Here is a 24,893-nt window from a genome sequence, read left to right as displayed (position 1 = left end):
GGTCCGCTCTTTAGTGTGGCTGTCCATGCCAGACGGGCATCAAAACAGCCGAGGGGTTAACTGGAGGCCTCGGCGTCGGCTTCGGCGAAGGCTTCACGGGCAAGCCGGAAACTGTCCACGGCTGCCGGGACGCCGCAATAAATACCGACCTGAAGCAGAATTTCGCGTATTTGCTCACGACTCAGGCCGTTACGCAAGGCGCCGCGCACATGCAGTTTCAGTTCATGCGGGCGGTTCAACGCGGAGATCATCGCCAGGTTGATCATGCTGCGCTCCTTGAGCGAGAGGCCTTCGCGTCCCCAGACATGGCCCCAGCAGTATTCGGTGACCATTTCCTGCAGCGGGCGGGTGAAGTCGTCGGCGTTCTCGATCGAGCGCTGCACATAGGCTTCGCCGAGCACCTGGGTGCGGATCTTCAGGCCCTGCTCATATTTTTCGTTGCTCATGTGTCCTCCGCTCAACCCAGCGTCGGCAACGCGCCGAGCTTGCCCTTGTGATAAATCATCGGCGTCACCGGTTGCGCCGGCAGGATCAGATTCTTCACCGCCCCGACGATGATCGCGTGATCGCCACCGTCGTATTCACGCCACAGTTCGCACTCGATGATCGCCGTGGCCTTGGCGAGGATCGGGTTACCGAGCTCGCTCAAATGCCAGTCGATGCCGTTGGCCTTGTCCTTGCCTTTGCCGGCGAAGGCGTAGGCCTCGGCGGTCTGGTCGGCGGACAGCAAATGGATCGCGAAACGCTTGCTGTCGCGCAGCACCGGGTAGGTGTCGGAGGCGTAGTTGGGGCAGAACAGCACCAGCGCCGGATCAATCGACAGCGCACTGAAGGCGCTGGCGGTGATACCGACGATGCCGCCGTCGGGGTCGAGGGTGGTGACCACCGTGACCCCGGACGGAAACGAGCTCATGACGTCTTTGTAAATGCCGGGTTCGATCATGTCGCAGGACTCCTAACGCATCACAAACGGATCAGGCATCGGTGCCTGGGAGAGGTTGATCCACACCGTTTTCAGTTCGGTGTAGGCCAGCACCGAATCGATGCCGCTTTCGCGTCCATAGCCACTGTTCTTGAAGCCGCCGATCGGTGCCATCGCCGACACGGCGCGGTAGGTGTTGACCCAGATGATCCCCGAGCGTACGTCCCGGGCCAGGCGATGGGCGCGGCCCAGATCACGGGTCCAGATGCCGGCGGCAAGGCCGAACTGCGAGTCGTTGGCAATCGCCAGCGCTTCGGCTTCGTCCTTGAAGCGGATGACCGAGGCCACCGGGCCGAAGACTTCTTCCTGCATGATCTTCATCGAGTTGCGGTCGCACTCGAACAGCGTCGGTTCGTAGAACCAGCCGTCACCGACGCCACTCGGCCGCTTGCCACCCAGTCGCAGGCGCGCACCTTCAGCGATGGCATCAGCCACCAGACCTTCAACCACCGCCAGTTGCTGCGCGGTGGCTATCGGGCCCATTTCGCTGCTGTCGTCCTGCGGGTTGCCGATGCGGATACGCTGGGCGCGTTCTACCAGTCGGCTGACAAATTCGTCGTAGATCTCGTCCTGCACCAGCAATCGCGAGCCGGATACACAGCTTTGGCCCGATGCCGCGTAGATCCCGGCAATCGCACCGTTGATCGCGCTGTCCAGATCAGCGTCGGCGAAGATGATGTTCGGCGACTTGCCGCCCAGTTCCAGCGAAAGCTTGGCGAAGTTCTCGGCGCTGCTGCGCACCACATGCCGGGCCGTGGCCGCGCCGCCGGTGAAGGCGATCTTGCGGATCAGCGGATGGCGGGTGAGGGCGGCGCCGGTGCTAGGGCCGTAGCCGGTGACGACGTTGACCACGCCCGGTGGAATCCCGGCTTCGAGAGCCAGGCGCGCCAGCTCCAGAATGGTTGCCGAGGCGTGTTCCGATGGTTTGATCACGATGGTGTTGCCGGCGGCGAGGGCCGGGGCCAGTTTGATCGCGGTCAGATACAGCGGGCTGTTCCACGGAATGATCGCGGCGACCACGCCCATGGCTTCGTGCACGGTGTAGGCAAACAGATCAGGTTTATCCAGCGGCAGGGTGCCGCCTTCGAGCTTGTCTGCAAGGCCTGCTGTGTAGTGGAAAAATTCCGGCAGATAACCGACCTGACCCCGGGTTTCGCGGATCAGTTTGCCGTTGTCGCGGCTTTCCAGCTGCGCCAGTTGTTCCTTGTTTTCAGCGATCAGGTCACCGAGACGCCGCAGCAGTTTGCCGCGCGCGGTGGCGGTCAGGCCGCGCCATGCCGGGCTGTCGAATGCAGTCTGCGCGGCTTGCACGGCGCGTTCGACGTCGGCCTCATCGGCGTCGGGCAGCTCGGCCCAAGGCTCGGCCAGTGCCGGGTTGAGGCTTTCGAAAGTCTTGCCAGAGAGGGCGTCGACCCATTCTCCGCCGATGCACATCTGGAAGCGTGCGAGTGTCATGCAACGATCCCCTTTATATGGTTTTGTCGGGCGTGTGCGGTTTCGAGAAATTCCAGCAGCGTCTGGTTCACCAGCCGAGGCGACTCTACCGGCATCATATGCCGTTGCTCGGACAACACGGCAACCTTCGCGCCGGGAATGCGCGCGGCCAGTTGCTCGGCCATTTCCGGGGTCGATCCGGGGTCCAGCTCGCCGGTGGCGATCAGCGTCGGCGCCTGGATGCTGCCCAGGTCGTCGGCGCGGTACATGTCCTGGGTGGCGAACAATTCGTAGGTGGTCAGATAGCCTTGCGGATCATTGCCGGCCAGGGTCTGGCGGATCGCGGCGATCTGCGCCGGATTGGCCGCCTGATATTCACGGCTGAACCAGCGCGACAGTGCCGCTTCGGCATTCGCGTCCGGCCCATGTTCGGCAGCCTGCGCGGTGCGGGCGATGACCCCGGCACGCTGCTCTTCACTGCGGTTGAACACACTGTTGAGCACCACCAGGCTTTTCAGGCGCTGCGGGTAATGCAGGGCGAAGGCCCGCGCCACCAGACCGCCCATGGAAAAACCGATTACCGATGCCAGCGGCAATTGCAGGTGGTCGAGCAGCTCCAGCAACTGATCGGCATAACCGAGCAGGGCGGTGCCGCTGGCCGGTCGCGGGCTGGCGCCGTGTCCGAGCATGTCGTAGGCGATCACCCGGTATTGCGTGGCCAGGCCAACGATCTGGCCGCCCCACATTTCTTTGTTCAGGCCCACGCCGTGGATCAACACCACGGGGTGGCCCTGGCCGGTCGCCAGATAACTGGTGCCGGCCGGGGTGAGTTCAGCGGTATGCCGAATCATGGAGCGCTCCTGCAGTGCCTTTTTATTGTGATTACTGGGCTTTTTCGGCGGCCAGTTCTTCCAGATCGATGTAGCGGTTGCCGATGCGCGGGTGCAGACGGCCACCGTCGGCGCAACCGAGCACCACGACGATTTCGTCGGCGCGCGGGGCGTCTTCGATCTGCATTTCCAGGGTGATGTAGTGCGAGCGCAGGCCTTCGTCGTCCTTGTGCATCATCGGGATCTGAATCGAGGTGCCCGGACCGCCGCGCTTGTTGGTGAAGCTCAGGTAACTCTTGGCCTTGACCGCTTCGCGGTAGTGATTGCCGAAGCGCAGGGTGTGGATCACCGCCGAGGCGTGTTCGATTTCGCCATCGGCGCCGACCACCGCTGCCTTGCCGTAAGCCTCGATCTTCTCGGCGCCGCCGATGATGCCCACCAGACGCTCGACCATCATCGCGCCGAGGTCGGAGCAGTTCGCGCGGATCTGCGGCTTGAGGTCTTCGACAAAGCCATTGCCGACCCACGGGTTCTTCATCACGACGGCAAGGCCCACCATGGTCACCGGGGTGTCGGAAGCCTTGCCGCCTTCAATGAAGGTCTCTTCGACATAGCTGACGATCTTGCGAATTTCGAAACTCATGAGCTGCTCCGTAGGGGATAAAGAGTGTCTGTGCGTCTGATGGTATACCATAATACCGATCGTGCAAGTCCCCCGCGCAAGATTCCCGCCCATCAGTCGGACGAATGCCCGTGCATTCAGCCGCTGCTGTAATCCCTTTCGGTTAACAAAAGATAACGTTGCGCCGATTGTCAGACGTTTCGAATGACCGATAGGATGAGCCAGCTTCCGAAGTGGCTCTGGATTGCGGGTTTCAGGACTATGCTTCTGACCAACCGTCGCTGGAGCACACTTGCGGCGCCCTTGAAGGCCGAATGGCCTAACAATAATAAATAGGGGAAGGTCTATGAGTCGTTGCCGCCCGCCGGCGTTTCGCAACACCGCGTTGCTGGCCACAGCACTCTCTTTGCTGGGCTTTGCCACCTTGTCGGCGCCCGTACTGGCTGCCGAAGCTCCAGCCGACGTGGTCTACGCCATCGAATCGGCCAAGGCCCCGAAAAGCCTGATGCTCGATGTCGTTCACGCCGGTTCACGGCTGGTGGCGGTCGGGGATCGCGGGCACATTCTCTACTCCGACGACCAGGGCAAGACCTGGACCCAGGCCAAGGTGCCAAGCCGCCAGTTGCTGACGGCCGTGTATTTCGTTGACGACAAACACGGCTGGGCCGTCGGCCATGACGCGCAGATCCTCGCCAGCGAAGACGGCGGCCTGACCTGGACCAAGCAGTTCGAAGACCTCAAGCGCGAATCGCCGCTGCTCGACCTCTGGTTCAAGGACGTCAACAACGGCCTGGCCGTGGGTGCCTACGGCGCATTGCTGGAGACCACCGACGGCGGCAAGAACTGGCAAGACGTCAGCGACCGCCTCGACAACCAGGACCAGTTCCACCTCAACGCCATCGCCGCCGTCAAGGACGCCGGGCTGTTCATCGTGGGCGAGCAGGGCGCGATGTTCCGCTCCGCCGACTGGGGCCAGACCTGGGAGAAAATCGAAGGCCCATACCAAGGCTCGCTGTTTGGTGTGATCGGCACTGCCCAGCCTTCCACGCTGCTGGCCTACGGGCTGCGCGGCAACCTTTACCGCTCCACCGATTTCGGCAGCACCTGGCAGCAGGTCGAACTCAAGGCGGCGCGCGGTGCCCTGGAATTCGGCCTGTCCGGCGCCACGCTTCTTGAAGACGGCTCGATCGTCATCGTCGGCAACGGCGGCACGGTGATCAGCAGCAGCGACAACGGCGAAACCTTCAGCGTGTTCAACCGCCCGGATCGCATCTCGCTGTCGTCGGTCACCGCCGCCGGCAACGGCAATCTGATCCTGAGCGGGCAGGGTGGCGTTCACACCACTACGCCCAACGGCACCGAGCTGGGCAAATGAGCCGAATCAATAATAAGAAGGCGGGGCTATGACTTCCTTGAGCACTCATCATCAGGACAAGGCGACGTTTCTCGAACGCCTGATTTTCAACAACCGCCCGGCAGTGATCGTGATCTGCCTGCTGGTCAGCATTTTCCTGTTCTGGCAGGCCACGCTGATCCGGCCGTCCACCAGTTTCGAAAAAATGATCCCGCTCAAGCATCCGTTCATCGAGAAGATGATGGAGCACCGCAACGATCTGACGAACCTGGGCAACACCGTGCGCATTTCGGTGGAGGCCAAGGACGGTGACATCTTCTCCAAGGAGTACATGGAGACCCTGCGCCAGATCAACGACGAGGTGTTCTACATCTCCGGCGTCGACCGTTCCGGCCTGAAGTCGCTGTGGAGCCCGAGCGTACGCTGGACCGAAGTCACCGAGGAAGGTTTCGCCGGCGGTGAAGTGATTCCGCAGAGCTATGACGGCTCCCAGGACAGCCTCGACATGCTGCGCAACAACGTGCTCAAGTCGGGTCAGGTCGGGCGTCTGGTGGCCAACGACTTCAAGTCGAGCATCGTCGACATCCCGCTGCTGGAGTCCTACCCGGACCCGCAAGACCAGGGCAAGTTGCTGGCGCTGGACTACCGCCAGTTCTCCCATGAACTGGAAGACAAGATCCGCAACAAGTTCGAAGCGCAGAACCCCAACGTCAAGATCCACATCGTCGGTTTCGCCAAGAAGGTCGGTGATCTGATCGACGGTCTGGTGATGGTGGTGATGTTCTTCGGCGTCGCCTTCGTCATCACCCTGATTTTGCTGCTGTGGTTCACCAACTGCCTGCGCAGTACGGTGGCGGTGTTGAGCACCACGCTGGTGGCGGTGGTCTGGCAACTGGGGTTGATGCACTTCTTCGGTTTCGGCCTCGATCCGTATTCGATGCTGGTGCCGTTCCTGATCTTCGCTATCGGTATTTCTCACGGCGTGCAGAAGATCAACGGTATCGCCCTGCAATCGAGCGAGGCGGATAACGCGCTGACTGCGGCGCGACGCACATTCCGGCAATTGTTCCTGCCGGGGATGATCGCGATTCTGGCGGATGCGGTGGGCTTCATCACGCTGCTGATCATCGACATCGGCGTGATCCGTGAACTGGCCATCGGCGCGTCCATCGGCGTGGCGGTGATCGTGTTCACCAACCTGATTCTGCTGCCGGTGGCGATTTCCTATGTCGGCATCAGCAAGCGTGCGGTGGCCAAGAGCAAGAAGGACGCCAACCGCGAACACCCGTTCTGGCGCCTGCTGTCGAATTTCGCCAGCCCGAAAGTCGCACCGGTGTCTATCGCGCTGGCCCTGATCGCCTTCGGTGGCGGCCTCTGGTACAGCCAGAACCTGAAGATCGGCGACCTCGACCAGGGTGCGCCGGAACTGCGTCCGGATTCGCGTTACAACAAGGACAACAACTTCATCATCAACAACTACTCCACCAGTTCCGACGTACTGGTGGTGATGGTCAAGACCAAGTCCGAAGGCTGCTCGCGCTATGAAGCCATGGCGCCGATCGATGAGCTGATGTGGAAGATGCAGAACACCGAGGGCGTGCAGTCGGCGATCTCGCTGGTGACCGTGTCCAAGCAGATGATCAAGGGCATGAACGAGGGCAACCTGAAATGGGAAACCCTGTCGCGCAACCCGGACGTGCTGAACAACTCCATCGCCCGTGCCGACGGCCTGTACAACAACAGTTGCTCGCTGGCGCCGGTGCTGGTGTTCCTCAACGATCACAAGGCTGAAACCCTGGATCGGGCGGTGCATGCGGTGCAGGAGTTCGCCAAGGACAACAACAAGGAAGGTCTGGAATTCATCCTGGCGGCCGGTAACGCCGGGATCGAGGCTGCGACCAACGAAGTCATCAAGCAGGCCGAACTGACCATTCTGGTGCTGGTGTATATCTGCGTGGCGGTGATGTGCATGATCACCTTCCGCTCCTGGGCGGCGACCCTGTGCATCGTGCTGCCGCTGGTGCTGACCTCGGTACTCGGCAACGCGCTGATGGCGTTCATGGGCATCGGCGTGAAGGTTGCGACGCTGCCGGTGGTGGCGCTGGGCGTGGGGATCGGCGTGGACTACGGCATCTACATCTACAGCCGTCTGGAAAGTTTCCTGCGTGCCGGCCTGCCGTTGCAGGAAGCCTATTACCAGACCCTGAAATCCACCGGTAAAGCGGTGCTGTTCACCGGCCTGTGCCTGGCCATCGGCGTGTGCACCTGGATCTTCTCGGCGATCAAGTTCCAGGCCGACATGGGCCTGATGCTGACCTTCATGCTGCTGTGGAACATGTTCGGTGCGCTGTGGCTGCTGCCGGCACTGGCCAAGTTCCTGATCAAGCCTGAGAAGCTGGCGGGGCAGAAGGGGAACTCGTTGTTTGCCCACTGATTGGGCCTCTGAAACGAAAAAGCCGCAACCCAAGGGTTGCGGCTTTTTTATGCCTGCGGTGCGGGCCGGCGGACTATCGACCTACGAAAGATCTGCCCCAAGCACAACACTCAAAGCGCTCCGCGCATCATCCAGCTGCACCAACGTCGCATGCCTAGCTCCCAGCGCATCCCGGTTCTCGATCGCGGTCAAAATCGCCTTGTGCCGAGGCAACGCCAACTCATGCAGATTCGGCCGCTGATTCGAATGCTTCAACGCCTCGGCAATCGCCACCGACAGCATGTTGCACAGGTTCGCCAGCAAGTCGTTATGGGTCGCGTCGGCGATGCGGCTGTGGAAATCCAGATCCGGTTGCAGCAAGGCCTCCGGGGTCGGTGCGGCCTCCATGCGTTGGTAGGCTTCGCCGATGGCTGCGATGTCGGCATCGGTGGCGTGTTGGGCGGCGAGGGCGGCAGCGGCCGGTTCGATGATGCTGCGCACGCTGGTCAGCACATTGAAGAATTCATTCTGCGGGCTGCTTTGCATCAGCCAGTGCAATACGTCCGGGTCGAGCATGTGCCATTCGCGGCGCGGCTTGACCACGGTGCCGACGCGCGGTTTCGAGTACACCAGCCCCTTGGCTACCAACACTCGCGTGGCTTCGCGCAACACCGGCCGACTGACCGCGTACTCCTCGCAGAGCAAGGCTTCGGCGGGCAGTTTGTCGCAAGGCAAAAAGCGTCCGGAAACAATCTGCATGCCCAGTTCCTGGACGATGCGCGAGTGCATGCTTTTGCGGTCGGAAGGTTTGCGGTAATCCATGGGGCGCGGGGCGATCCTGAACGATGGAGATGCCGCGCATCATAGCAGGCACGGCGTAATCTGGAGCTACGATCGTTCCCGCGTCGAGGCGTCGAACCGTCCGCGTGGGAATGCGTCAAGGGACGCTCCGCGTCCCAGCTCTCGAATGGGACGCAGAGCGTCCCGGGCTGCATTCCCACGCAGAGCGTGGGAACGATCAAACGTTCAAGGGTCAGTGGGAATGGCGGGGCACTTCAGCCCCTCGGCAGCCGACCAGGAAATCAAAATCACACCCCTGATCCGCCTGCAGCACATGGTCGATGTACAACTGACGATATCCACCCACCAACAATTGCTGCGGCGGTTGCAGATCCGCCATGCGCGCCGCCAGTTCGGCGTCCGGAATGTCCAGGTGCAAACGCCCGCTGGCGCAGTCCAGCTCGATCCAGTCGCCTTCTTTCACTGCCGCCAAAGGCCCGCCGGCCGCCGCTTCCGGGGCAACGTGCAACACGACGGTGCCGTACGCTGTGCCGCTCATGCGAGCGTCGGAGATGCGCACCATATCCGTCACTCCCTGGGCCAGCAGCTTGGCCGGCAAACCCATGTTGCCGACTTCGGCCATGCCCGGATAACCCTTCGGCCCGCAGTTTTTCATCACCAGAATCGAGTTCGCATCGACGTCCAGCTCCGGGTCGTTGATCCGCGCCTTGTACATATCGAAGTTCTCGAACACCACGGCGCGGCCGCGGTGCTGCATCAGTTCCGGTGTGGCGGCTGATGGTTTGAGCACTGCGCCCAGTGGCGCGAGATTGCCGCGCAACACACAGATGCCGCCGTCAGCGCGGATCGGATTGTCGAGGGTACGGATGACTTCGTCTTCACCGTAGATCGGCGCGTCCTTGGTGTTCTCGCCGATGGATTTACCGTTGACGGTCAGCGCGTTCGGATTCGGAATCAGATTGGCCTCGCCAAGACGCCGCAGCACGGCCGGCAAGCCCCCGGCGTAGTAGAACTCTTCCATCAGAAAACGCCCGGACGGTTGCAGGTCGACGATGGTCGGCATGCCGCGACCGATGCGCGTCCAGTCGTCCAGATCCAGCTCGACGCCAATGCGCCCGGCGATGGCTTTCAGGTGGATCACCGCGTTGGTCGAACCACCAATCGCCGCGTTGACACGAATCGCGTTTTCGAAAGCTTCCTTGGTCAGGATCTTCGACAGCTTCAAGTCTTCACGAACCATCTCAACCGCGCGCATGCCGGACATATGCGCCAGCACGTAACGCCGCGCATCCACTGCTGGAATCGCCGCGTTGTGGGGCAGGGACGTGCCCAGTGCTTCGGCCATGCAGGCCATGGTCGAGGCGGTGCCCATGGTGTTGCAGGTGCCGGCCGAGCGGGACATGCCGCCCTCGGCCGCGAGGAAATCGTCAATCGTGATGGTGCCGGCCTTGACCTGCTCGCTGAGCTGCCAGACCACGGTGCCGGAGCCGATGTCCTTGCCCTTGTGCTTGCCGTTGAGCATCGGCCCGCCGGTGACGACGATGGCCGGCACGTCGCAACTGGCCGCACCCATCAACAGCGCCGGGGTGGTCTTGTCGCAACCGGTCAGCAGCACCACGCCGTCAATCGGGTTGCCGCGAATTGCTTCCTCGACGTCCATGCTCGCCAGGTTGCGGGTGAGCATGGCGGTCGGGCGCAGGTTCGACTCGCCGTTGGAGAACACCGGGAATTCCACCGGGAAGCCGCCGGCCTCGATCACACCGCGTTTGACGTGCTCGGCAATCTGGCGGAAGTGCGCGTTGCACGGCGTCAGTTCCGACCAGGTGTTGCAGATGCCGATGATCGGTTTGCCATGGAACTGATGGTCGGCGATGCCCTGATTCTTCATCCAGCTGCGGTACATGAAGCCGTTCTTGTCGGCCGTGCCAAACCATTGGGCGGAGCGCAGGGTGGGGTGCTTATCAGACATGATCGATTCTCTTATTGTAAGACTATTGTTTGCGAGCTTCGGCTAAACATAAGCGCAAAATCGACGGTTTGGAAGTGTTGTTGGGTAATTAGTATTACTATATAGTCGTTTTCGACGGAGGGATGGCCCTGGCGGTTTTCCGCGAGAGGCGTCCCCCGAGGTTCCATAAAAACAACAATCGGAGACCGATCTCATGAGCCAGGAACTGCGGCTTGTCCGGCGCATCACGCTGAAACTGATTCCCTTCCTGATCCTGCTGTACCTGATCGCCTATGTGGATCGCTCCGCCGTCGGCTTCGCCAAGCTGCACATGGGCGCCGACATCGGCATCGGCGATGCCGCCTACGGCCTCGGTGCCGGGCTGTTTTTCATTGGCTACTTTCTGCTGGAGATCCCCAGCAACCTGATGCTCGAACGCTTCGGTGCGCGGCGCTGGTTCGCGCGGATCATGATCACCTGGGGCGCGATCACCATCGGCATGGCGTTCGTCCAGGGCCCGCACAGTTTCTACGTGATGCGCTTTCTGCTCGGCGCGGCCGAGGCGGGGTTCTTTCCCGGCGTTCTGTACTACATCACTCAATGGTTCCCGGTGCGCCATCGCGGCAAGATTCTCGGGCTGTTCATTCTCTCCCAACCCATCGCGATGATGATCACCGGCCCCGTGTCCGGCGGCTTGCTGGGCATGGACGGCATCCTCGGCCTGCACGGCTGGCAATGGCTGTTCATCGTCATCGGCACCCCGGCGATCCTGCTGACCTGGCCCGTGCTGCGCTGGCTACCGGACGGCCCGCAGCAAGTGAAATGGATGGATCAGGCGGAGAAGGACTGGCTGACCGGCGAGCTGAAAAAGGACCTGCAGGAATACGGCCAGACCCGCCACGGCAATCCGTTGCATGCGCTGAAAGACAAACGCGTGTTGCTGCTGGCGCTGTTCTACCTGCCAGTGACACTGAGCATTTATGGCCTTGGCCTGTGGCTGCCGACCCTGATCAAACAGTTCGGCGGCAGCGATCTGGTGACCGGCTTCGTCTCGTCGGTGCCGTACATCTTCGGCATCGTCGGCCTGCTGATCGTGCCGCGCAGTTCCGACCGCATGAATGATCGCTACGGTCATCTGGCGGTGCTCTACGTGCTGGGCGCCATCGGTTTGTTCCTCAGTGCCTGGCTGTCGTTGCCGGTGGCCCAACTGGCAGCGTTGTGTCTGGTGGCGTTCGCGCTGTTTTCCTGCACGGCGGTGTTCTGGACGCTGCCGGGGCGCTCTTTGCCGGCGCCAGTGCGGCGGCGGGCATTGCCTTGATCAACTCGGTGGGCAACCTCGGTGGTTACATCGGCCCATTCGTGATCGGCGCGTTGAAGGAATACACCGGCAACCTTGCTTCGGGCCTGTACTTCCTGTCCGGGGTGATGGTGTTCGGTCTGGTTCTGACGGGCGTCGTCTATCGCTTGCTGGAGCGCAAACACGTGTTGCCGGTTGATCAGTTTGCCGCCAGTGCTCGCGGTGCGACCCGCACCTGAAATCGATCCAGGATTTGTCTTAACAGGAGAACATCATGCATCTGGTTCAATTCGAATTGAGTAACGGCGAGCGCCGCGTCGGGGTGGTCGAGGACGGTCTGGTGCGTGAAGTGCAGGATGCGCGCACGGTTCGCGACCTCGCCCTGGCGGCGATTGAAGCCGGCAGCACCCTGGCGCAACAAGTACAAACTCTGGGCCTGGGCATCAGCCACGATTACGCGCAGTTGCTCAAAGACCTGCGCATCCTGCCGCCGCTGGACCACCCGGACCCGGCGCACCTGCTGGTAAGCGGCACCGGCCTCACGCACCTCGGCAGCGCGTCGGCTCGGGACAAGATGCATCAGCAGGCCGGCGATGAAGCGGCAATGACCGACACCATGCGCATCTTCAAGTGGGGCGTGGAGGGTGGCAAACCGGCGGCGGGGCAGGCCGGGGTGCAGCCGGAATGGTTCTACAAGGGTGACGGCAGCATTGTCGTGCGTCCCGGTCAGCCATTCCCGCTGCCACCGTTTGCCGAAGACGCTGGCGAAGAACCGGAGATGGCGGGCCTCTACATCATTGGCCATGACGGCAAGCCATATCGCCTCGGTTTCGCGGTCGGCAACGAGTTCTCCGATCACGTCATGGAGCGCAAGAACTACCTGTACCTGGCCCACTCGAAATTGCGCAGTTGCAGCTACGGCCCGGAGCTGCGCGTGGGTGAGTTGCCGCAACATCTGGCCGGCACCAGCCGCATCCTGCGCGACGGCGAAGTGCTGTGGCAAAACGAGTTCCTCAGCGGCGAGGCCAACATGTGCCACAGCCTGGCGAACCTTGAATACCACCACTTCAAGTACAGCCAGTTCCTGCGCCCCGGCGATGTGCACATTCACTTTTTCGGCACGGCGACCCTGTCGTTCGCCGATGGCATCCGCACTCAGCCGGGCGACGTGTTCGAGATCAGCCAGGCCGAATTCGGCGCGCCGCTGGTCAATGGCATCGCCCCGGTTGAAGCCGTTTTCCAACCGGACAGCATCGGTACCCTTTAAGGAGATCCCATGACTCAGATTCTCGGTCACAACTACATTGGCGGTCGTCGCAGCGCGTCGGGTAACGTCAAGCTGCAAAGCGTCGACGCCACCACGGGCGAAGCACTGCCCCACGATTTCATTCAGGCCACGGAAGCGGAAGTGGACGCTGCCGCCAAGGCCGCCGCCGCTGCTTACCCGGCTTATCGCAGTTTGAGCGCCGAACGCCGCGCGCAATTTCTCGATGCGATTGCCGATGAGCTGGATGCGCTGGGCGATGATTTCGTCGCTGTGGTCTGCCGCGAAACCGCATTGCCTGCCGGACGGATTCAAGGAGAGCGGGGACGCACCAGCGGCCAGATGCGGCTGTTCGCCAAAGTGCTGCGGCGTGGCGATTTCTACGGTGCGCGCATCGACCTGCCGCTGCCGGATCGTCAGCCGCTGCCGCGCCCCGATCTGCGTCAATACCGCATCGGCCTCGGACCTGTGGCGGTGTTCGGTGCCAGTAACTTTCCGCTGGCATTCTCGACTGCCGGCGGCGACACCGCGTCGGCGCTGGCCGCCGGTTGCCCGGTGGTGTTCAAGGCCCACAGCGGCCATATGGCGACGGCCGAGCTCGTAGCTGACGCGGTGATTCGTGCGGCGGAGAAAACCGCGATGCCGGCCGGGGTGTTCAACATGATTTATGGCGGTGGTGTGGGTGAGTGGCTGGTCAAGCATCCCGCCATTCAGGCGGTAGGTTTTACCGGTTCGCTGCGAGGCGGACGGGCACTGTGCGACATGGCCGCCGCGCGTCCACAGCCGATTCCGGTGTTCGCCGAGATGTCGAGCATCAACCCGGTGATTGTCCTGCCGCAGGCCCTGGCCGTGCGTTCGGAAACGGTCGCCCGTGATCTGACAGCCTCAGTGGTGCAGGGCTGCGGTCAGTTCTGTACCAACCCGGGCCTGGTGATCGGCATTCGCTCGCCGCAGTTCACGGCGTTCGTTGAGCAAGTTGCCGCGCTGATCGGTGATCAACCAGCGCAAACCATGCTCAATGCCGGCACCCTCGGCAGCTACGGCAAAGGTCTGGAAAAACTCTTGGCGCATGCCGGCATCGAGCATCTGGCGGGTAATCCGCAGCAGGGCAATCAGGCGCAGCCGCAGCTGTTCAAGGCTGATGCCAGCCTGTTGATCGATGGCGATGAAGTGCTTCAGGAAGAAGTGTTCGGCCCGACCACGGTGATCGTCGACGTGGCGGATCAGGCGCAACTGAGCGCGGCGCTGCACGGCCTGCATGGACAACTCACCGCGACGATCATCGGCGAGCCGGCGGACTTCGTGCAGTTCCCGGAACTGACGCCGTTGCTGGAACAGAAGGTCGGGCGGATCCTGCTCAACGGTTACCCGACCGGCGTCGAGGTGTGTGATTCGATGGTCCACGGCGGACCGTATCCGGCGACGTCCGATGCTCGCGGCACCTCGGTGGGTACGCTGGCGATCGATCGCTTCCTGCGCCCGGTGTGCTTCCAGAACTACCCCGACAGCCTGCTGCCGGAACCGCTGAAAAATGCCAACCCGCTGCGCATTCAGCGGCTGGTGGATGGCAAGCCCTCGCGCGACGCCCTCTGACTCACGCTGTATGATCGTTCCCACGCCGCGCTTTGTTGATCGTTCCCACGTCGAGGCGTCGAACCGTCCGCGTGGGAACGCCTCAAGGGACGCTCCGCGTTTCAGCTCTGGAAGGGACGCGGAGCGTCCCGGGCTGCATTCCCACGCAGAGCGTGGGAACGATCAGGGCAGGAGCTCAGCGGTCACATTGAGCTATCATTGCCACTTTCCCCCTGAAAGACATGATTGCCATGACTGCCGTAACCGACACCCTTCTCAACGCCCTCGAACACTGCGGTATGGTCGAAATCGACGGCCTGCACGCCTTCGAATTCGCCCTCGATGAAGACGACAATCTGCATATCGAGTGCATCGATGGCCGAACGGCCAGGCATTGGGAGTTCACGCCGGCTCAGGTTGAAGCAGCGACGTTTGACCAGGACCTGCAGAGCTGGTTGATCATCGGTTTTGCCAGCGACACCAAAACCGTCGGCGAACACCGTCTGGTCTGCCTTGGCGATGTACTCAGCAGCGCCGACGACGAGGATGAAGCCGAATGAACATGCGTAAATTCTGGCCATTGCTGATGGCCGGCAGCGTCGGTGCGATGGGCCTTTCCAGCGCGTCGGCCGAGAGCTTCCAGTTGCTGGTCGGCTCCTACACCGCCGGCACCAGCCAGGGCATCTACCGGATGAACTTCGACAGCGCAACCGGCCAGATCGACGCCAAGCCGCTGCAAGTGATCAAGAGCGAAAACCCGTCGTGGCTGACCCTGTCCAAGGATCAGCACCGGGTGTTCGTGGTCAACGAAAACGGTCCTGGCCAGAAAGACCCGGTCGGCCGCGTCAGCAGTTATTCGATCGATCCGAAAACCCGCGCCCTGACCCTGATCAATCAGGTCCAGAGCCTCGGCAACGAGCCGACCCATTCGAGTCTCAGCGGCGACGCCAGCCATCTGTTCGTCAGCAACTATTCCGTGGTCGAAGATCCGGGCGGCACCCTCGCGGTGTTGCCGGTCGGCAGCGACGGCAAACTCAAACCGGTGGTGCAGATGAGCGCTCACCCGGCGAGCCGGGTCAACCCTGAGCGTCAGGCCTCGAACCATGTGCACTCGACGATCTCTTCGCCGGACGGCCGTTATGTGTTCTCCAACGACCTGGGTGCAGACAAAGTCTTCGTCTACCAATTTGACCCGAAAGCCAACCCGGACCTGCCGCTGACTCCAGCGAAAACCGCTTCGGTGCAACTGCCACCGGGTAGCGGGCCGCGTCATCTGCTGTTCAGCGCTGACGGCAAACATGCCTGGCTGACCATGGAAATGAGCGCGCAGGTTGCGGTGTTCGACTACAACGACGGCGTGCTGACCCAGACGCAAATGGTCGACCTGGCGGCCGGCCAGCCGACCTCGGACAAAGCCGCTGCGGCGCTGCACGCGTCTGCCGACGGCAAATTCCTTTACGTCAGCAACCGTGGCACTGCCAATCAGCTGCTGGTGTTCGCCATCGACCCGGCCACCGGCCAGCTCAAGGAGCTGCAACGGCGTTCGGTGGAAGGCGATCACCCGCGCGAGTTCAGCCTCGATCCGAGCGGCAAATTCCTGCTGATCGCCAACCAGAAGAGCAACCAGATTGTTGTGGTTGAACGCGACGGCAAGACCGGTCTGCTGGGCAAAACCGTGCAAAAACTGCCGATGGACGCCCCGAGCGACCTCAAGTTTCTGCTGCGTCAATAAGCCGCAGGCCCCGGTCTACGGGGCCTGACGCTTTGTATTAATCCTGCTGATAACAGGTAATGGTACAAAGCATTTCAAGCGAGCAACCCTCGAGCGTTAAGTTTGCTTCACGGCCCAACCGGGCAAGCAAGCCAACCGAACACGAGGGTTACCGCCATGAACTTCAATCTCTTCTCGATCATCGCCGCTTCCGCAATCTCCGCCACCGTTGCTCTGCCAGCCAGCGCCAACGTTGAAATCAGCGACAAAAAATCCCACACCCAGAGCTACACCCAGAAATACCTGCAACAGAGCGCCAACTTCTACGCTGCCCTGGATCACAAAGCTCAACACTGAAATTCCCGCCACGTCAGGGTACTGCCAAAGGCTGCGATCTTTTGATCTTGTTTGTTAAAAGCAAAATCAAAAGATCGCAGCCTTGGGCAGTTTTTTGCGTGCGCAACTACCGGTAATAGGTATTTTCAAGCGGCGAGATAGACCGGCTAAATAATCAACGAAGCTGATGGTTACTATGCCAAACCCTGAGTGGTTACCCCGGCTTTTTTGATTGATTCTGTGGGCGTCGAAACATTGTCCACGGAGCACACATCATGGCCAGTTCAATCATCACTTCCGCCAAACGCGGCGCTTACCTGGCCATCGGTCTGTACCTGGTCATGGTGCTGTTCGTCAGCCTCTCGTCCCAATCGCAACACAGCTTCGATGCACCCATCCAGGTCGCGCATCCCGGTATCCAGTTCGAACTTCGTTCGCAAAACGCAGCGGTGGATTCAACTGAACTCGCGGGAGCCGTCGGAGCATGAAAGGCTACAGATTCTGGATCATCGCCGGTCTGGCGATCATGACCAACGGCACGTCTCTTTTGGGATTCGGACAAGGTTCGGTCGGCGGACTGGCCCGGGCCATAGAGGCCAACCACACCATCGCGCACAACATCGAACGCGCCAATGCGTTGGGGCTATTGGCTGGCAATCCACCGGTGAAAAGCTCCGCCGAGTTCTTCGGGCCGTTCGAGGTGGATTGCTCGGCGCTAGGGATGTGTGAAGTGCTGGCGTAAGGCACCTACTTTTTCATGATGGCGGTGAACAGGTCTGATTCCAGGAACCGCTGTAACCAGGCTTGCAACCGCACGTAAGGCGTCTGCGCAAACCAGTCACGATCAACATGGGCGAACTGGCGAACGAACGGCAACAACGCGATATCGGCCAGGCTCGGATGCCCGGTCAGCAAGTAATCGCGACCTTCGAGCAACTCATCCAGCTTTTGCAGAAACAGCGCACCTTCGGCGCGATAAACCTCCATCGGCTGTTCCGGGTAACGCTCGGCGTACTTGTAGCGATTCAGGTGCACCTTGAACACTTGGTCGTTGGCTTCGATCAATTCGGCAATCCGCGAGTCCCCACCCAGCAACCAGCCCTGCGGATCGTTCTGCGCCAGCGCCCAGCGCATGATCTCCAGGCTTTCATCGATCACCTGACCACCCGCATCCAGCACCGGCACCGTACCTTTGGGCGAGATCGCCAGCATTTCGGCCGGTTTGGCCTTGAGGCTGACTTCGACGATCTCCACCGGCACGCCCGAATAACGCAGGGCCATCCGCGCCCGCATCGCGTACGGGCAGCGACGGAACGAATACAGCGTGTTCATTTCACCTCCAGTGTGCTCAAGCCATTGCCCTGGCGCTGTACCTGAATCTGCACCGGAATCCGCTCGTGCATTTCCTGCACGTGGGAAATCACCGCGACCTTGCGGCCCTGGGCCTGCAATCCGTCGAGGGCGTCCATCGCCAGTTGCAGGGATTCCGGATCGAGGCTGCCGAAGCCTTCGTCGATGAACAGCGATTCGATTTTCAGCGTGCTCGACGCCATCGAGGCCAGGCCCAGTGCAAGCGCCAGCGACACCAAAAAGGTTTCACCACCGGACAGCGAATGCACCGAACGCAGTTCGTCGCCCATTTCGGTGTCCATCACCAGCAGGCCGAGCATGCTGCCGCCACGTTTGAGGCGGTAGCGCTTGACCAGTTGCCGCAGTTGCACGTTGGCGTGATGCACCAGCAGGTCGAGGTTGTAGGCCTGGGCGATCTTGCGGAAGGTGTCGCCGGTGGCCGAGCCGATCAAGGCATTGAGTCGCGCCCAGCGCTGATACTCGGCATAGGCGTCGGCGATCTGTTGCGCCAGCGCGGAATTGGCGTTCTGCCGGCGCTGATCTTCGACTTGCTCGGCACGCAGCTCGGCGCAGAGCTGTTCGCTCGCGCTGCACTGGTTCTGTACGTCGGCGAGGGCGACAGTGAGTTGTTCGGCTTCGAGGTTGCCGTTGTGCTGCGCCTGATGTTCGAGCAACTGGCGATCACGTTCCTGCAACAGCACTTTGGCGTGTTCCAGGGCTTTTTCGTTGCGCTGCAAACGCTCGCGCAGCTCACCAACCTGCGCGTCATCGACCCGCAACAGATCTTCGAGGCCGCCGTCGTCCAGTTCCGGGTGACGGGCGCGCCAGTCGGCAATTTTTCCGGCCAGATCGCGGTCTTCGGTTTCCAGTGCCTGCAAACGCTCTTGCTGCGCTTTGAGTTCGGCGGCGATTTGCACGAGTTGCGTGCGCACGCCTTGCAGTGCCTGAGTCGTGGTGGATTCGGCGTTGCGTGCCTGTTCTACCGCCAGTTCAAGCTGCTGCTGCCAGTGTTCGGCGCAGTTGTGATCGCCCAGCAATTGCGCGAGTTTCTCTTGGCTGGTCTGTTGCTGAGCGGTCAGTGCGTAGAGCTGCTGTTCAGCGTTTTGCAGTTGCTGCACGCGGCTTTGCTGACGGTCCTGTTCCTTCTCAAGCGTCTGCTGCCGTTGTTGCTGTTCGGCCAGTTCTTCCTTTTGCTGATCGACTTGCGCCAGACGCTCGGCGATCTGCCGGTCGAGTTGCATGAAGGTCGCAGCCGGCTCGGCGCGCAGGGCTTCGTGCGTCTCGGAGGGCAACAGCGTGGCGAAGGCCGCAAGTTCATCGTCCAGACGCTGCCGGTCAGCGCTCAGCTCGCGCTGTTGATTGCTCAGATGCTGCGTCGCTTGCTGGTGTGCGGTTTCGGCCTGACGCAATTGCTGGGTCAGGCGCGCCGCATCCTGTTGCAAGGTGAGCAGGGCAGTCTGGCGCTGTTCGTCCTGGGTGATGCTCTGGTTCAGTTGTTCGTTCTGGCGGGTCAGCCATGCAGCGCGTTTGTCGCTGTCTTGATTCAGCAACTGCACGGCCAGCGGATGAGCCTCGATGCTCGGCGTCAGCGTTTGCTGTTGTGTCGCCAGTTGTTCCTGTTGTTGCAGCAACTCTTTCTGTTGGGCAATCACACCACCGACGCTGGTACGCAGCTCGGTGAGTTTTTCCTTCAGTTGATCGACCGCTTGCTGCGCGCTGGCCTGCTCGCTTTCATCGTGACGACCAAGGCTTTGCAGCAGGGCCTCCGGCTGGTGATACGGATGCTCGCTGCTGCCGCAGACCGGGCACGGCTGGTCGTCCTGCAATTGCGCACGCAGCTCTTCGACACTGGCACTGCGCGCCAGACGCTGACGTTCGAGCAGTTCACGGGTGACGTTGAGGGTTTGTTCGGCAATGGTCAGTTCGGACTTGGTTTTCACCCCGTCCTGGGTCAGGCGCTCGCGCTCCTGTTGCGCATCGAGCTGACGCCGTTGCAGCTCGTCCCCGCGTTTGTCCAAGTCCTGCTGACTGGCCCAAAGGCGCGTCAGATCTTCGATGGCGCGCAGTTGTTTGCGGTTGTCCTGCAACAGAGTGCCGAGGATGCCGATCTGCTCGGCGACGGCGTCCGGTTCGGCGCCGGCCTCTTTGAACAGCACTTCAAGCTGCTGCTTTTGTGTCGCCAGTTCTTCGGTGGCGCGGGCAGCGTTCTGTTCGAGATTCGCCAGTTCGCTCTCGCCCTTGTTCAACCGGTTGCCGATCAGCATCAGTTGCTGCAAGCGGTCGCGGTAGGCATTCCAGGCTTCACTCAACGGTGCCAGATGACTGCTTTGCTCAAGATCGGCGGCGATGCGTTGCAGGCGCTCTGCGACCTGTTTTTGCTGTTCGAGCAGAGTCTGAATCGCGCTCTGGCCCTGAGTGCAGGCCTGTTCGGCGGCTTGCTTCGTTTCGGCACCGGACGCGACCTCTTTGGCGAGGCGGGCGAGGGTGCTTTGCTCATCGAAGGCCTGGCGCAACAACGGTGCACTTTCGCTTTGTTGCGTCTGTGCCAGGGTCAGGGCGATTTGCGCAGCATTCAGGTCTTGTTCAAATTGCGTCTGGCGTTCAGTCAGCTCGCTTTGTTGCTGATTGTGCGCGCTGATTTGCGCCGCCAGTGGCGTCAGCCATGCATCGATTTCAGCCTTGCGGGCGAACTGGTGCCGTTGCGGGGCGAGTTGTTCCAGGCGCGTCAAACGCAGGCGTTCGCCGGCCAGTGTTTCGCGTTCGTGTTCGGCGCTCTGCAGCTGCTCGGCGGCTGCCTGCTGCGCGTCTTGCAGCAGGTGCAGATCCTTGAGCCAGGTATGTTGTTGCTCAAGCTGTTTGAGCTGGGCCTGCTGCAACTTCAATTGCTGCTGGGCGGCGTTGAAGCGTTCGTCGAGTTCGGCGCGGGCCTCGGGCGGCAGCGGGGTCACGCCGGTGGCTTGATCCTGCAACTGCTTGTGGGCTTCGCGCGCCTCTTTGGTCTTGTCGAACGCGCGCCGGCCGAGGCGGGTGTAGAGCGCCGTATCGGTGAGTTTCTCCAGCAGTTCGCTGCGGTCGTTGTCATCGGCCTTGAGGAACGCACTGAACTCACTCTGGGCCAGCAGCACGGCGCGGGTGAACTGTTCGAAGTTCAGGCCCAGCGCTGCTTCAAGCTGAATCTTGTACTCGCCTTTCTGGCTGGCGAGCAGTTGATCATGATCGATGTCGCGCAGGCTCTGACGGCTGGCCTGCAACTTGCCGCCAGCCTTTTCCCGGGCGCGGTTGGCTTCCCAGCGAGCGCGATAGCGGCGGCCATCGACACCGACAAAATCCACCTCGGCAAAACCTTCACCCGTGCCGCGCCGCAGCAGCGTGCGTGGGTCGCCAGTGGCGATTTCGCCGTCGGCGTCCGGTACCTTGGCGTCACGGCTGGTGTTGTTCAAACGCGGCACAGAGCCAAACAACGCCAGGCACAGGGCATCGAGCAAGGTACTTTTGCCGGCGCCGGTCGGGCCGGTGATGGCGAACAGTCCGGCGCTGGCCAGCGGTTCGGCGGTGAAGTCGATCTCGAACGGGCCGGCCAGCGAGGCAAGGTTCTTCAAACGAATGGCGAGAATCTTCATGGCTGCTCGCCCTCCATTTGTACGTCTTGCAGCAGCTCGGCGAAGTCCTTGAGGGTTTGCTCGTCGACCTCGTTGCCGTAATTGTCGAGCCAGGCGCGGCTGAACAATTCCTGCGGCGTGAGTTGGTCCAGCTCGATCAGCGCGCTGCTGTCTTCTGTGCCTTCAGCGCCACGGTTGCCCGCGTACTCCGCCGCGATCCGCACCAGTCGCACAGCCTTGCCTTGCAGAGCGCTTTCGACTTGATGGCGCAAGTCTGGCTGTGGCTCATCGAGACGAACACGGACTTCCAGCCACGGCTGGCGCTGGGTTTCGGCCAGCAGGTCGATGTTCGGCAGGTCGGCCAGTTGCAACAGGATTTCCGCCAGCGGCGCAGGGCCGAGACGTTGCAGGTTGACGGAGCGGGGAATCAGCATTGGCTCGACGCTAACCAAGGTTTCGCCGTCCAGAACGACGTCGAGCACCTGATGCTGATAACTGATTTCCGAAAACGACAACGGGATCGGCGAGCCGCTGTAGCGAATCCGCTCTTCACCGTTGACCTTCTGCGGCTTGTGCAAATGGCCGAGGGCGACATAGCTGATGCTCGGCCCGAACAGGCTGGCCGGCAGGGCTTCGGCGTTGCCGATGATCAGACTGCGTTCGGAGTCTTCCGACACCGAACCGCCGGCCATGTGCGCATGACTGATGGCGACCAGTGCCTGGCCCGGCTGGCGCTTGGCGATGGCCGCTTCGATCAGCCATTCATGCACCTGACCAATTCCACGCAGATAGTTGTCACCCAGATGCGCGCCGGTCACTTCGGCAGGCCGTAGGAACGGCAGCGCCAGGCACCACGCGGCGATCTCGCCGGACGCATTCGGCAGCGGCAACAACAGGCGTTCAGCATCGAGCTGTCCGTCGTCCAGCCACAACACCCGACCCAGCGCATGGGTGCGCAAACGCCGCATCAACGGCGCGGGCAGCTCGATCCGCGAGCCGGAGTCGTGGTTGCCAGCGATCATCACGATAGTCAGCAACGGCTGCTGCTCGTGGGCGCTGACGATGAAATCGTAGAGGCGTTCCTGGGCTTTGACCGGCGGGTTCACCGTGTCGAAGATGTCGCCGGCGATCAGCAGCACGTCCGGCTGCGCCAGCTTCAATTGGCGCAGCAGCCACTCGAGGAAGCATGCATGCTCGAAATCGCGCTCCTGGCCGTGCAGGTTCTGCCCAAGGTGCCAGTCGGAGGTGTGAAACAGACGCAAGGCTGACTCCGCAATATAAAGAGGTGATGGCCGCCTGGAAGGAGGGCGGCGAAAGAGGGGAGAGTTTACAGATTATTGCGACGGGCAGGCTTGTCCGGGAGGTGGGGTGGGACGATCTCGGCGAATCCTTTAATTGACGGCCATATACCGGGTATCGACCGTATGGCCACTATATTGATATCATTTTTTTTGATCGAGCGGTCCGTCGGGCTTCAACCTCCGCAATCATTGCCAACCCGACCATAAATCTGTCCATTTTTTTTGATTGTTCCTTTTTTGATGATGGAGAGGTTTATATGATCTGCCCAAGATGTCAGCAGGATAATGTTGTCAAGGCGATGATTAAGGCGAATAAGACGATTATTTTTATTTGCCCAGAGTGCGATGCGACGTGGTTCTCGATCGAAAATATTGGGTTTCCCGGTTTTGTAGATTACGGGACTTATATGAAAGGCATTGGCCTTTCCATGCTGTGGGATGAATTGGAAGTTGTTTCGGAAGATTTGTAGGGGGGGCGCGAAGAGCAAAAAATGAGGGGTTGTTTTATTAAATAAATCTGTCCCCTTTTAGTGGGTGATGAACATTAAAGAGCGCTGGTGGTATTAGAGTGATTGCAGAAGATTTTGAAATCGTCAAAAAGATTTTTCAGATGATCGAAGGCGGTATCGTCCATGGCTACGATGCATTCCGCTACGAGGTGGAAGTGGGTGAGGGCTATATGGAAACTGAGCTGGAGGTGGAAAAAAATGGCGTCTGTGTGACGGATTCGGAAATAGATTTTGATATTTCGGATGTGTACTATTTGGTAAAAGAGCTAAAAGCTAACGCAGTACGACGTGGCGAATTATGGTCATCTTTCGTTATGTCTTATCGTGAGGGTGAACAAGTTAGAACTGAATTTAATTATGCTTGAAGCGAGGGGTTTGTCGAGGTGGCAGGTGTTGGTGTAAAGAAGTAAAAAAGTGGAAGGATTTATTATTGAAATTGAAAAATTGGGAAGATTTATTTGGATTAATAAATCTGTCCCCTTTTGACTCAAAAGCCTTTGAGGGAAGCGTTCCACAGTCGGTTCTGGATAGCTTAGGGTTGAAATGATGAAAATTTATAAGGGTAATATTTCCAAAGAGTCATTGAATCTGTTTGTTTCGGACATAGGTTTCGGCGAGTTCTTTTCGTATGTAGGTAATCTCGTTTCATTGGAACAAACAATTTCTGTTCTGGGTTTGCTTTCTCCTGATTTTATTGAGGTCGATGGTCACGTCTTCTGGCTGCCCAATGCTGAACAATATGATCCACATAAGTTGCCTTTGAGGGGGATGGTCGAGGCTGAAACTGGTGTGTTGGAACAGAGTGCATTGCGTAAAGACGTTGAACGGTATAGGAATGTTTTTTCAATAAGTCAGTTTTTTTCAAAGTGGGAAGATGCGCCGGATAGGCCGGTATTCAAGGTGGGGCTGTCAGAAGAAGATTATCGTCTTTGCCATTTGTTTGCCGAGCAGCTCGCTGGGTATTGGAAGCGCGCGTTGTCAGACTGCTTTCCAGGAAAGGATTTTCAGTTTGAAATTGCCGATGATCTTCTCGATGAATATGGGGTTTGCCTAACTTTCTGGCAGTCGTAGTTGAGAAAAGGGGACGCACTAAAAGGGGACGGATTTATTTGATTTTATAAATCTGTCCCCTTTTAGTGTGCTTTTAGTGTGTTCAGCGATAGGGCTTGGGAGCCGGATATGAGGTTTCGAGATTTGGAGCAAGGGCCGGATTTTTATGGGACTTCGAGACAGCTCTGGTCTTTGGATGAGTGGTATTTGTCCGTGCGCGATACGCCTTTGGATTGCCTGAGTGTGGGAGATGTTTGTCGTGCATTGAGGCAGGATCTGTATGTGCGGGAAATGTTGCCTATCGGCATCGCTTTACTGACCGATGACGTTCTGGAAGGCGATAGATATGACGGTGAGTTGCTGGTTGCGCTGGCGGGTTTGAGAGCTGTGTATTGGCACGAGAATGCCGAAGCATCCCGCAAGGCTGTTGTTGCTCTGGCCGAAGTGAATCGCTTGAGTGCTGACGCCGAGTTGTTAGGGGCTGCTTCAGCCTTGAGAAGGGTGCTTGACGCCGTGTAGA

Annotated in this window: 23 protein-coding genes and 1 pseudogene; 14 read left to right on the top strand and 10 right to left on the bottom strand. The window is 60.2% G+C overall.

What is annotated here, in order from left to right; translation table 11 throughout:
- Positions 1–56: 56 nt before the first annotated feature.
- Genes AC07VV_RS06365 through AC07VV_RS06345 form a run of 5 tightly spaced genes read right to left on the bottom strand, consistent with a single transcriptional unit; the run spans position 57 to position 3,889 of the window.
- Positions 57–446, bottom strand: a complete 390-nt coding sequence (locus AC07VV_RS06365; protein WP_007957404.1) for a carboxymuconolactone decarboxylase family protein — start codon at positions 444–446, stop codon at positions 57–59.
- An 11-nt stretch (positions 447–457) separates the two neighbouring features.
- Positions 458–943 carry a flavin reductase family protein gene (locus AC07VV_RS06360; RefSeq protein WP_085711335.1) on the bottom strand — a complete coding sequence of 162 codons (486 nt, stop codon included), beginning with the start codon at positions 941–943 and terminating at the stop codon, positions 458–460.
- Positions 944–955: 12 nt separating this feature from the next.
- On the bottom strand, positions 956–2,437 hold the full coding sequence (locus tag AC07VV_RS06355; RefSeq protein WP_495035692.1) for an aldehyde dehydrogenase: 1,482 nt from the start codon (positions 2,435–2,437) through the stop codon (positions 956–958).
- On the bottom strand, positions 2,434–3,267 hold the full coding sequence (locus AC07VV_RS06350) for an alpha/beta fold hydrolase (RefSeq protein ID WP_495035691.1): 834 nt from the start codon (positions 3,265–3,267) through the stop codon (positions 2,434–2,436). The genes AC07VV_RS06355 and AC07VV_RS06350 overlap by 4 nt, the downstream gene beginning before the upstream one ends.
- A gap of 31 nt (positions 3,268–3,298) precedes the next feature.
- Positions 3,299–3,889, bottom strand: a complete 591-nt coding sequence (locus tag AC07VV_RS06345; protein WP_007957412.1) for an amino acid synthesis family protein — start codon at positions 3,887–3,889, stop codon at positions 3,299–3,301.
- A 325-nt stretch (positions 3,890–4,214) separates the two neighbouring features.
- Between AC07VV_RS06345 and AC07VV_RS06340 the strand changes: the two genes are divergently transcribed.
- The gene (locus AC07VV_RS06340; RefSeq protein WP_096820061.1) at positions 4,215–5,243 is read left to right on the top strand and encodes a WD40/YVTN/BNR-like repeat-containing protein; all 1,029 of its coding nucleotides are present in this window, start codon (positions 4,215–4,217) and stop codon (positions 5,241–5,243) included.
- 28 nt (positions 5,244–5,271) lie between these two features.
- On the top strand, positions 5,272–7,656 hold the full coding sequence (locus AC07VV_RS06335) for an efflux RND transporter permease subunit (protein WP_096820060.1): 2,385 nt from the start codon (positions 5,272–5,274) through the stop codon (positions 7,654–7,656).
- Positions 7,657–7,737: 81 nt separating this feature from the next.
- Here the strand turns inward: AC07VV_RS06335 and AC07VV_RS06330 are convergent, their stop codons facing one another.
- The gene (locus AC07VV_RS06330; protein ID WP_323160316.1) at positions 7,738–8,457 is read right to left on the bottom strand and encodes a FadR/GntR family transcriptional regulator; all 720 of its coding nucleotides are present in this window, start codon (positions 8,455–8,457) and stop codon (positions 7,738–7,740) included.
- A 211-nt stretch (positions 8,458–8,668) separates the two neighbouring features.
- Complete coding sequence (locus AC07VV_RS06325; RefSeq protein WP_495035690.1) at positions 8,669–10,405, bottom strand: IlvD/Edd family dehydratase; 1,737 nt, start codon at positions 10,403–10,405, stop codon at positions 8,669–8,671.
- A 193-nt stretch (positions 10,406–10,598) separates the two neighbouring features.
- Here AC07VV_RS06325 and AC07VV_RS06320 point away from each other — a divergent pair.
- The 8 genes and pseudogenes from AC07VV_RS06320 (at position 10,599) to AC07VV_RS06285 (ending at position 17,306) form a co-directional block, all read left to right on the top strand.
- A pseudogene (locus AC07VV_RS06320) lies at positions 10,599–11,920 on the top strand (MFS transporter).
- 35 nt (positions 11,921–11,955) lie between these two features.
- On the top strand, positions 11,956–12,948 hold the full coding sequence (gene araD1, locus AC07VV_RS06315; RefSeq protein ID WP_495035689.1) for an AraD1 family protein: 993 nt from the start codon (positions 11,956–11,958) through the stop codon (positions 12,946–12,948).
- Positions 12,949–12,957: 9 nt separating this feature from the next.
- Positions 12,958–14,538 carry an aldehyde dehydrogenase (NADP(+)) gene (locus AC07VV_RS06310; RefSeq protein WP_495035688.1) on the top strand — a complete coding sequence of 527 codons (1,581 nt, stop codon included), beginning with the start codon at positions 12,958–12,960 and terminating at the stop codon, positions 14,536–14,538.
- A 230-nt stretch (positions 14,539–14,768) separates the two neighbouring features.
- Entirely contained in the window at positions 14,769–15,077 is a 309-nt protein-coding gene (locus AC07VV_RS06305; RefSeq protein WP_495035687.1) for a DUF5629 family protein, read from the top strand.
- Positions 15,074–16,249, top strand: coding sequence for a lactonase family protein (locus tag AC07VV_RS06300; RefSeq protein ID WP_495035686.1), 1,176 nt, complete (start codon positions 15,074–15,076; stop codon positions 16,247–16,249). Before AC07VV_RS06305 ends, AC07VV_RS06300 begins: the two co-directional genes overlap by 4 nt.
- Positions 16,250–16,405: 156 nt before the next feature.
- Positions 16,406–16,585, top strand: a complete 180-nt coding sequence (locus tag AC07VV_RS06295; RefSeq protein WP_011334602.1) for a hypothetical protein — start codon at positions 16,406–16,408, stop codon at positions 16,583–16,585.
- Positions 16,586–16,839: 254 nt separating this feature from the next.
- Positions 16,840–17,052 carry a hypothetical protein gene (locus AC07VV_RS06290; RefSeq protein ID WP_495035685.1) on the top strand — a complete coding sequence of 71 codons (213 nt, stop codon included), beginning with the start codon at positions 16,840–16,842 and terminating at the stop codon, positions 17,050–17,052.
- Positions 17,049–17,306, top strand: coding sequence for a hypothetical protein (locus AC07VV_RS06285; RefSeq protein WP_495035684.1), 258 nt, complete (start codon positions 17,049–17,051; stop codon positions 17,304–17,306). Before AC07VV_RS06290 ends, AC07VV_RS06285 begins: the two co-directional genes overlap by 4 nt.
- Before the next feature lie 5 nt (positions 17,307–17,311).
- Here the strand turns inward: AC07VV_RS06285 and AC07VV_RS06280 are convergent, their stop codons facing one another.
- The 3 genes from AC07VV_RS06280 to AC07VV_RS06270 are packed head-to-tail and all read right to left on the bottom strand — an operon-like array spanning position 17,312 to position 22,775.
- Positions 17,312–17,896, bottom strand: coding sequence for a glutathione S-transferase (locus AC07VV_RS06280; RefSeq protein ID WP_495035683.1), 585 nt, complete (start codon positions 17,894–17,896; stop codon positions 17,312–17,314).
- Positions 17,893–21,534 (bottom strand): AAA family ATPase, encoded by a 3,642-nt coding sequence (locus AC07VV_RS06275; RefSeq protein WP_495035682.1) that lies wholly within the window; start codon positions 21,532–21,534, stop codon positions 17,893–17,895. The genes AC07VV_RS06280 and AC07VV_RS06275 overlap by 4 nt, the downstream gene beginning before the upstream one ends.
- Positions 21,531–22,775 (bottom strand): exonuclease SbcCD subunit D C-terminal domain-containing protein, encoded by a 1,245-nt coding sequence (locus tag AC07VV_RS06270; protein ID WP_495035681.1) that lies wholly within the window; start codon positions 22,773–22,775, stop codon positions 21,531–21,533. Before AC07VV_RS06270 ends, AC07VV_RS06275 begins: the two co-directional genes overlap by 4 nt.
- A gap of 296 nt (positions 22,776–23,071) precedes the next feature.
- On the opposite strand from AC07VV_RS06270, the gene AC07VV_RS06265 reads away from it, so the two are divergent.
- From AC07VV_RS06265 to AC07VV_RS06250, 4 genes are all read left to right on the top strand, one after another.
- Entirely contained in the window at positions 23,072–23,284 is a 213-nt protein-coding gene (locus tag AC07VV_RS06265) for a zf-TFIIB domain-containing protein (RefSeq protein WP_273536439.1), read from the top strand.
- 98 nt (positions 23,285–23,382) lie between these two features.
- Positions 23,383–23,688, top strand: a complete 306-nt coding sequence (locus AC07VV_RS06260) for a hypothetical protein (protein ID WP_495035680.1) — start codon at positions 23,383–23,385, stop codon at positions 23,686–23,688.
- Between the two features lie 181 nt (positions 23,689–23,869).
- Positions 23,870–24,394 (top strand): hypothetical protein, encoded by a 525-nt coding sequence (locus AC07VV_RS06255; protein WP_495035679.1) that lies wholly within the window; start codon positions 23,870–23,872, stop codon positions 24,392–24,394.
- Positions 24,395–24,502: 108 nt separating this feature from the next.
- Positions 24,503–24,892 carry a contact-dependent growth inhibition system immunity protein gene (locus AC07VV_RS06250; protein ID WP_495035678.1) on the top strand — a complete coding sequence of 130 codons (390 nt, stop codon included), beginning with the start codon at positions 24,503–24,505 and terminating at the stop codon, positions 24,890–24,892.
- Position 24,893 lies beyond the last annotated feature (1 nt).

The organism is Pseudomonas sp. GW821-FHT02C04 (assembly GCF_059421845.1).
Note: the sequence above shows the minus strand (reverse complement) of the source record. Positions and strands in the feature narration are given on the sequence as shown.

Bases quoted from the DNA above. Each gene is read 5' to 3' on its own strand.
- AC07VV_RS06355 (WP_495035692.1), bottom strand. From the start codon at position 2,437: ATGACACTCGCACGCTTCCAGATGTGCATCGGCGGAGAATGGGTCGAC.
- AC07VV_RS06305 (WP_495035687.1), top strand. From the start codon at position 14,769: ATGACTGCCGTAACCGACACCCTTCTCAACGCCCTCGAACACTGCGGT.
- AC07VV_RS06325 (WP_495035690.1), bottom strand. From the start codon at position 10,405: ATGTCTGATAAGCACCCCACCCTGCGCTCCGCCCAATGGTTTGGCACG.
- AC07VV_RS06310 (WP_495035688.1), top strand. From the start codon at position 12,958: ATGACTCAGATTCTCGGTCACAACTACATTGGCGGTCGTCGCAGCGCG.
- AC07VV_RS06335 (WP_096820060.1), top strand. From the start codon at position 5,272: ATGACTTCCTTGAGCACTCATCATCAGGACAAGGCGACGTTTCTCGAA.
- AC07VV_RS06300 (WP_495035686.1), top strand. From the start codon at position 15,074: ATGAACATGCGTAAATTCTGGCCATTGCTGATGGCCGGCAGCGTCGGT.
- AC07VV_RS06275 (WP_495035682.1), bottom strand. From the start codon at position 21,534: ATGAAGATTCTCGCCATTCGTTTGAAGAACCTTGCCTCGCTGGCCGGC.
- araD1 (WP_495035689.1), top strand. From the start codon at position 11,956: ATGCATCTGGTTCAATTCGAATTGAGTAACGGCGAGCGCCGCGTCGGG.
- AC07VV_RS06345 (WP_007957412.1), bottom strand. From the start codon at position 3,889: ATGAGTTTCGAAATTCGCAAGATCGTCAGCTATGTCGAAGAGACCTTC.
- AC07VV_RS06250 (WP_495035678.1), top strand. From the start codon at position 24,503: ATGAGGTTTCGAGATTTGGAGCAAGGGCCGGATTTTTATGGGACTTCG.
- AC07VV_RS06255 (WP_495035679.1), top strand. From the start codon at position 23,870: ATGAAAATTTATAAGGGTAATATTTCCAAAGAGTCATTGAATCTGTTT.
- AC07VV_RS06265 (WP_273536439.1), top strand. From the start codon at position 23,072: ATGATCTGCCCAAGATGTCAGCAGGATAATGTTGTCAAGGCGATGATT.
- AC07VV_RS06365 (WP_007957404.1), bottom strand. From the start codon at position 446: ATGAGCAACGAAAAATATGAGCAGGGCCTGAAGATCCGCACCCAGGTG.
- AC07VV_RS06280 (WP_495035683.1), bottom strand. From the start codon at position 17,896: ATGAACACGCTGTATTCGTTCCGTCGCTGCCCGTACGCGATGCGGGCG.
- AC07VV_RS06340 (WP_096820061.1), top strand. From the start codon at position 4,215: ATGAGTCGTTGCCGCCCGCCGGCGTTTCGCAACACCGCGTTGCTGGCC.
- AC07VV_RS06360 (WP_085711335.1), bottom strand. From the start codon at position 943: ATGATCGAACCCGGCATTTACAAAGACGTCATGAGCTCGTTTCCGTCC.
- AC07VV_RS06330 (WP_323160316.1), bottom strand. From the start codon at position 8,457: ATGGATTACCGCAAACCTTCCGACCGCAAAAGCATGCACTCGCGCATC.
- AC07VV_RS06350 (WP_495035691.1), bottom strand. From the start codon at position 3,267: ATGATTCGGCATACCGCTGAACTCACCCCGGCCGGCACCAGTTATCTG.
- AC07VV_RS06285 (WP_495035684.1), top strand. From the start codon at position 17,049: ATGAAAGGCTACAGATTCTGGATCATCGCCGGTCTGGCGATCATGACC.
- AC07VV_RS06290 (WP_495035685.1), top strand. From the start codon at position 16,840: ATGGCCAGTTCAATCATCACTTCCGCCAAACGCGGCGCTTACCTGGCC.
- AC07VV_RS06295 (WP_011334602.1), top strand. From the start codon at position 16,406: ATGAACTTCAATCTCTTCTCGATCATCGCCGCTTCCGCAATCTCCGCC.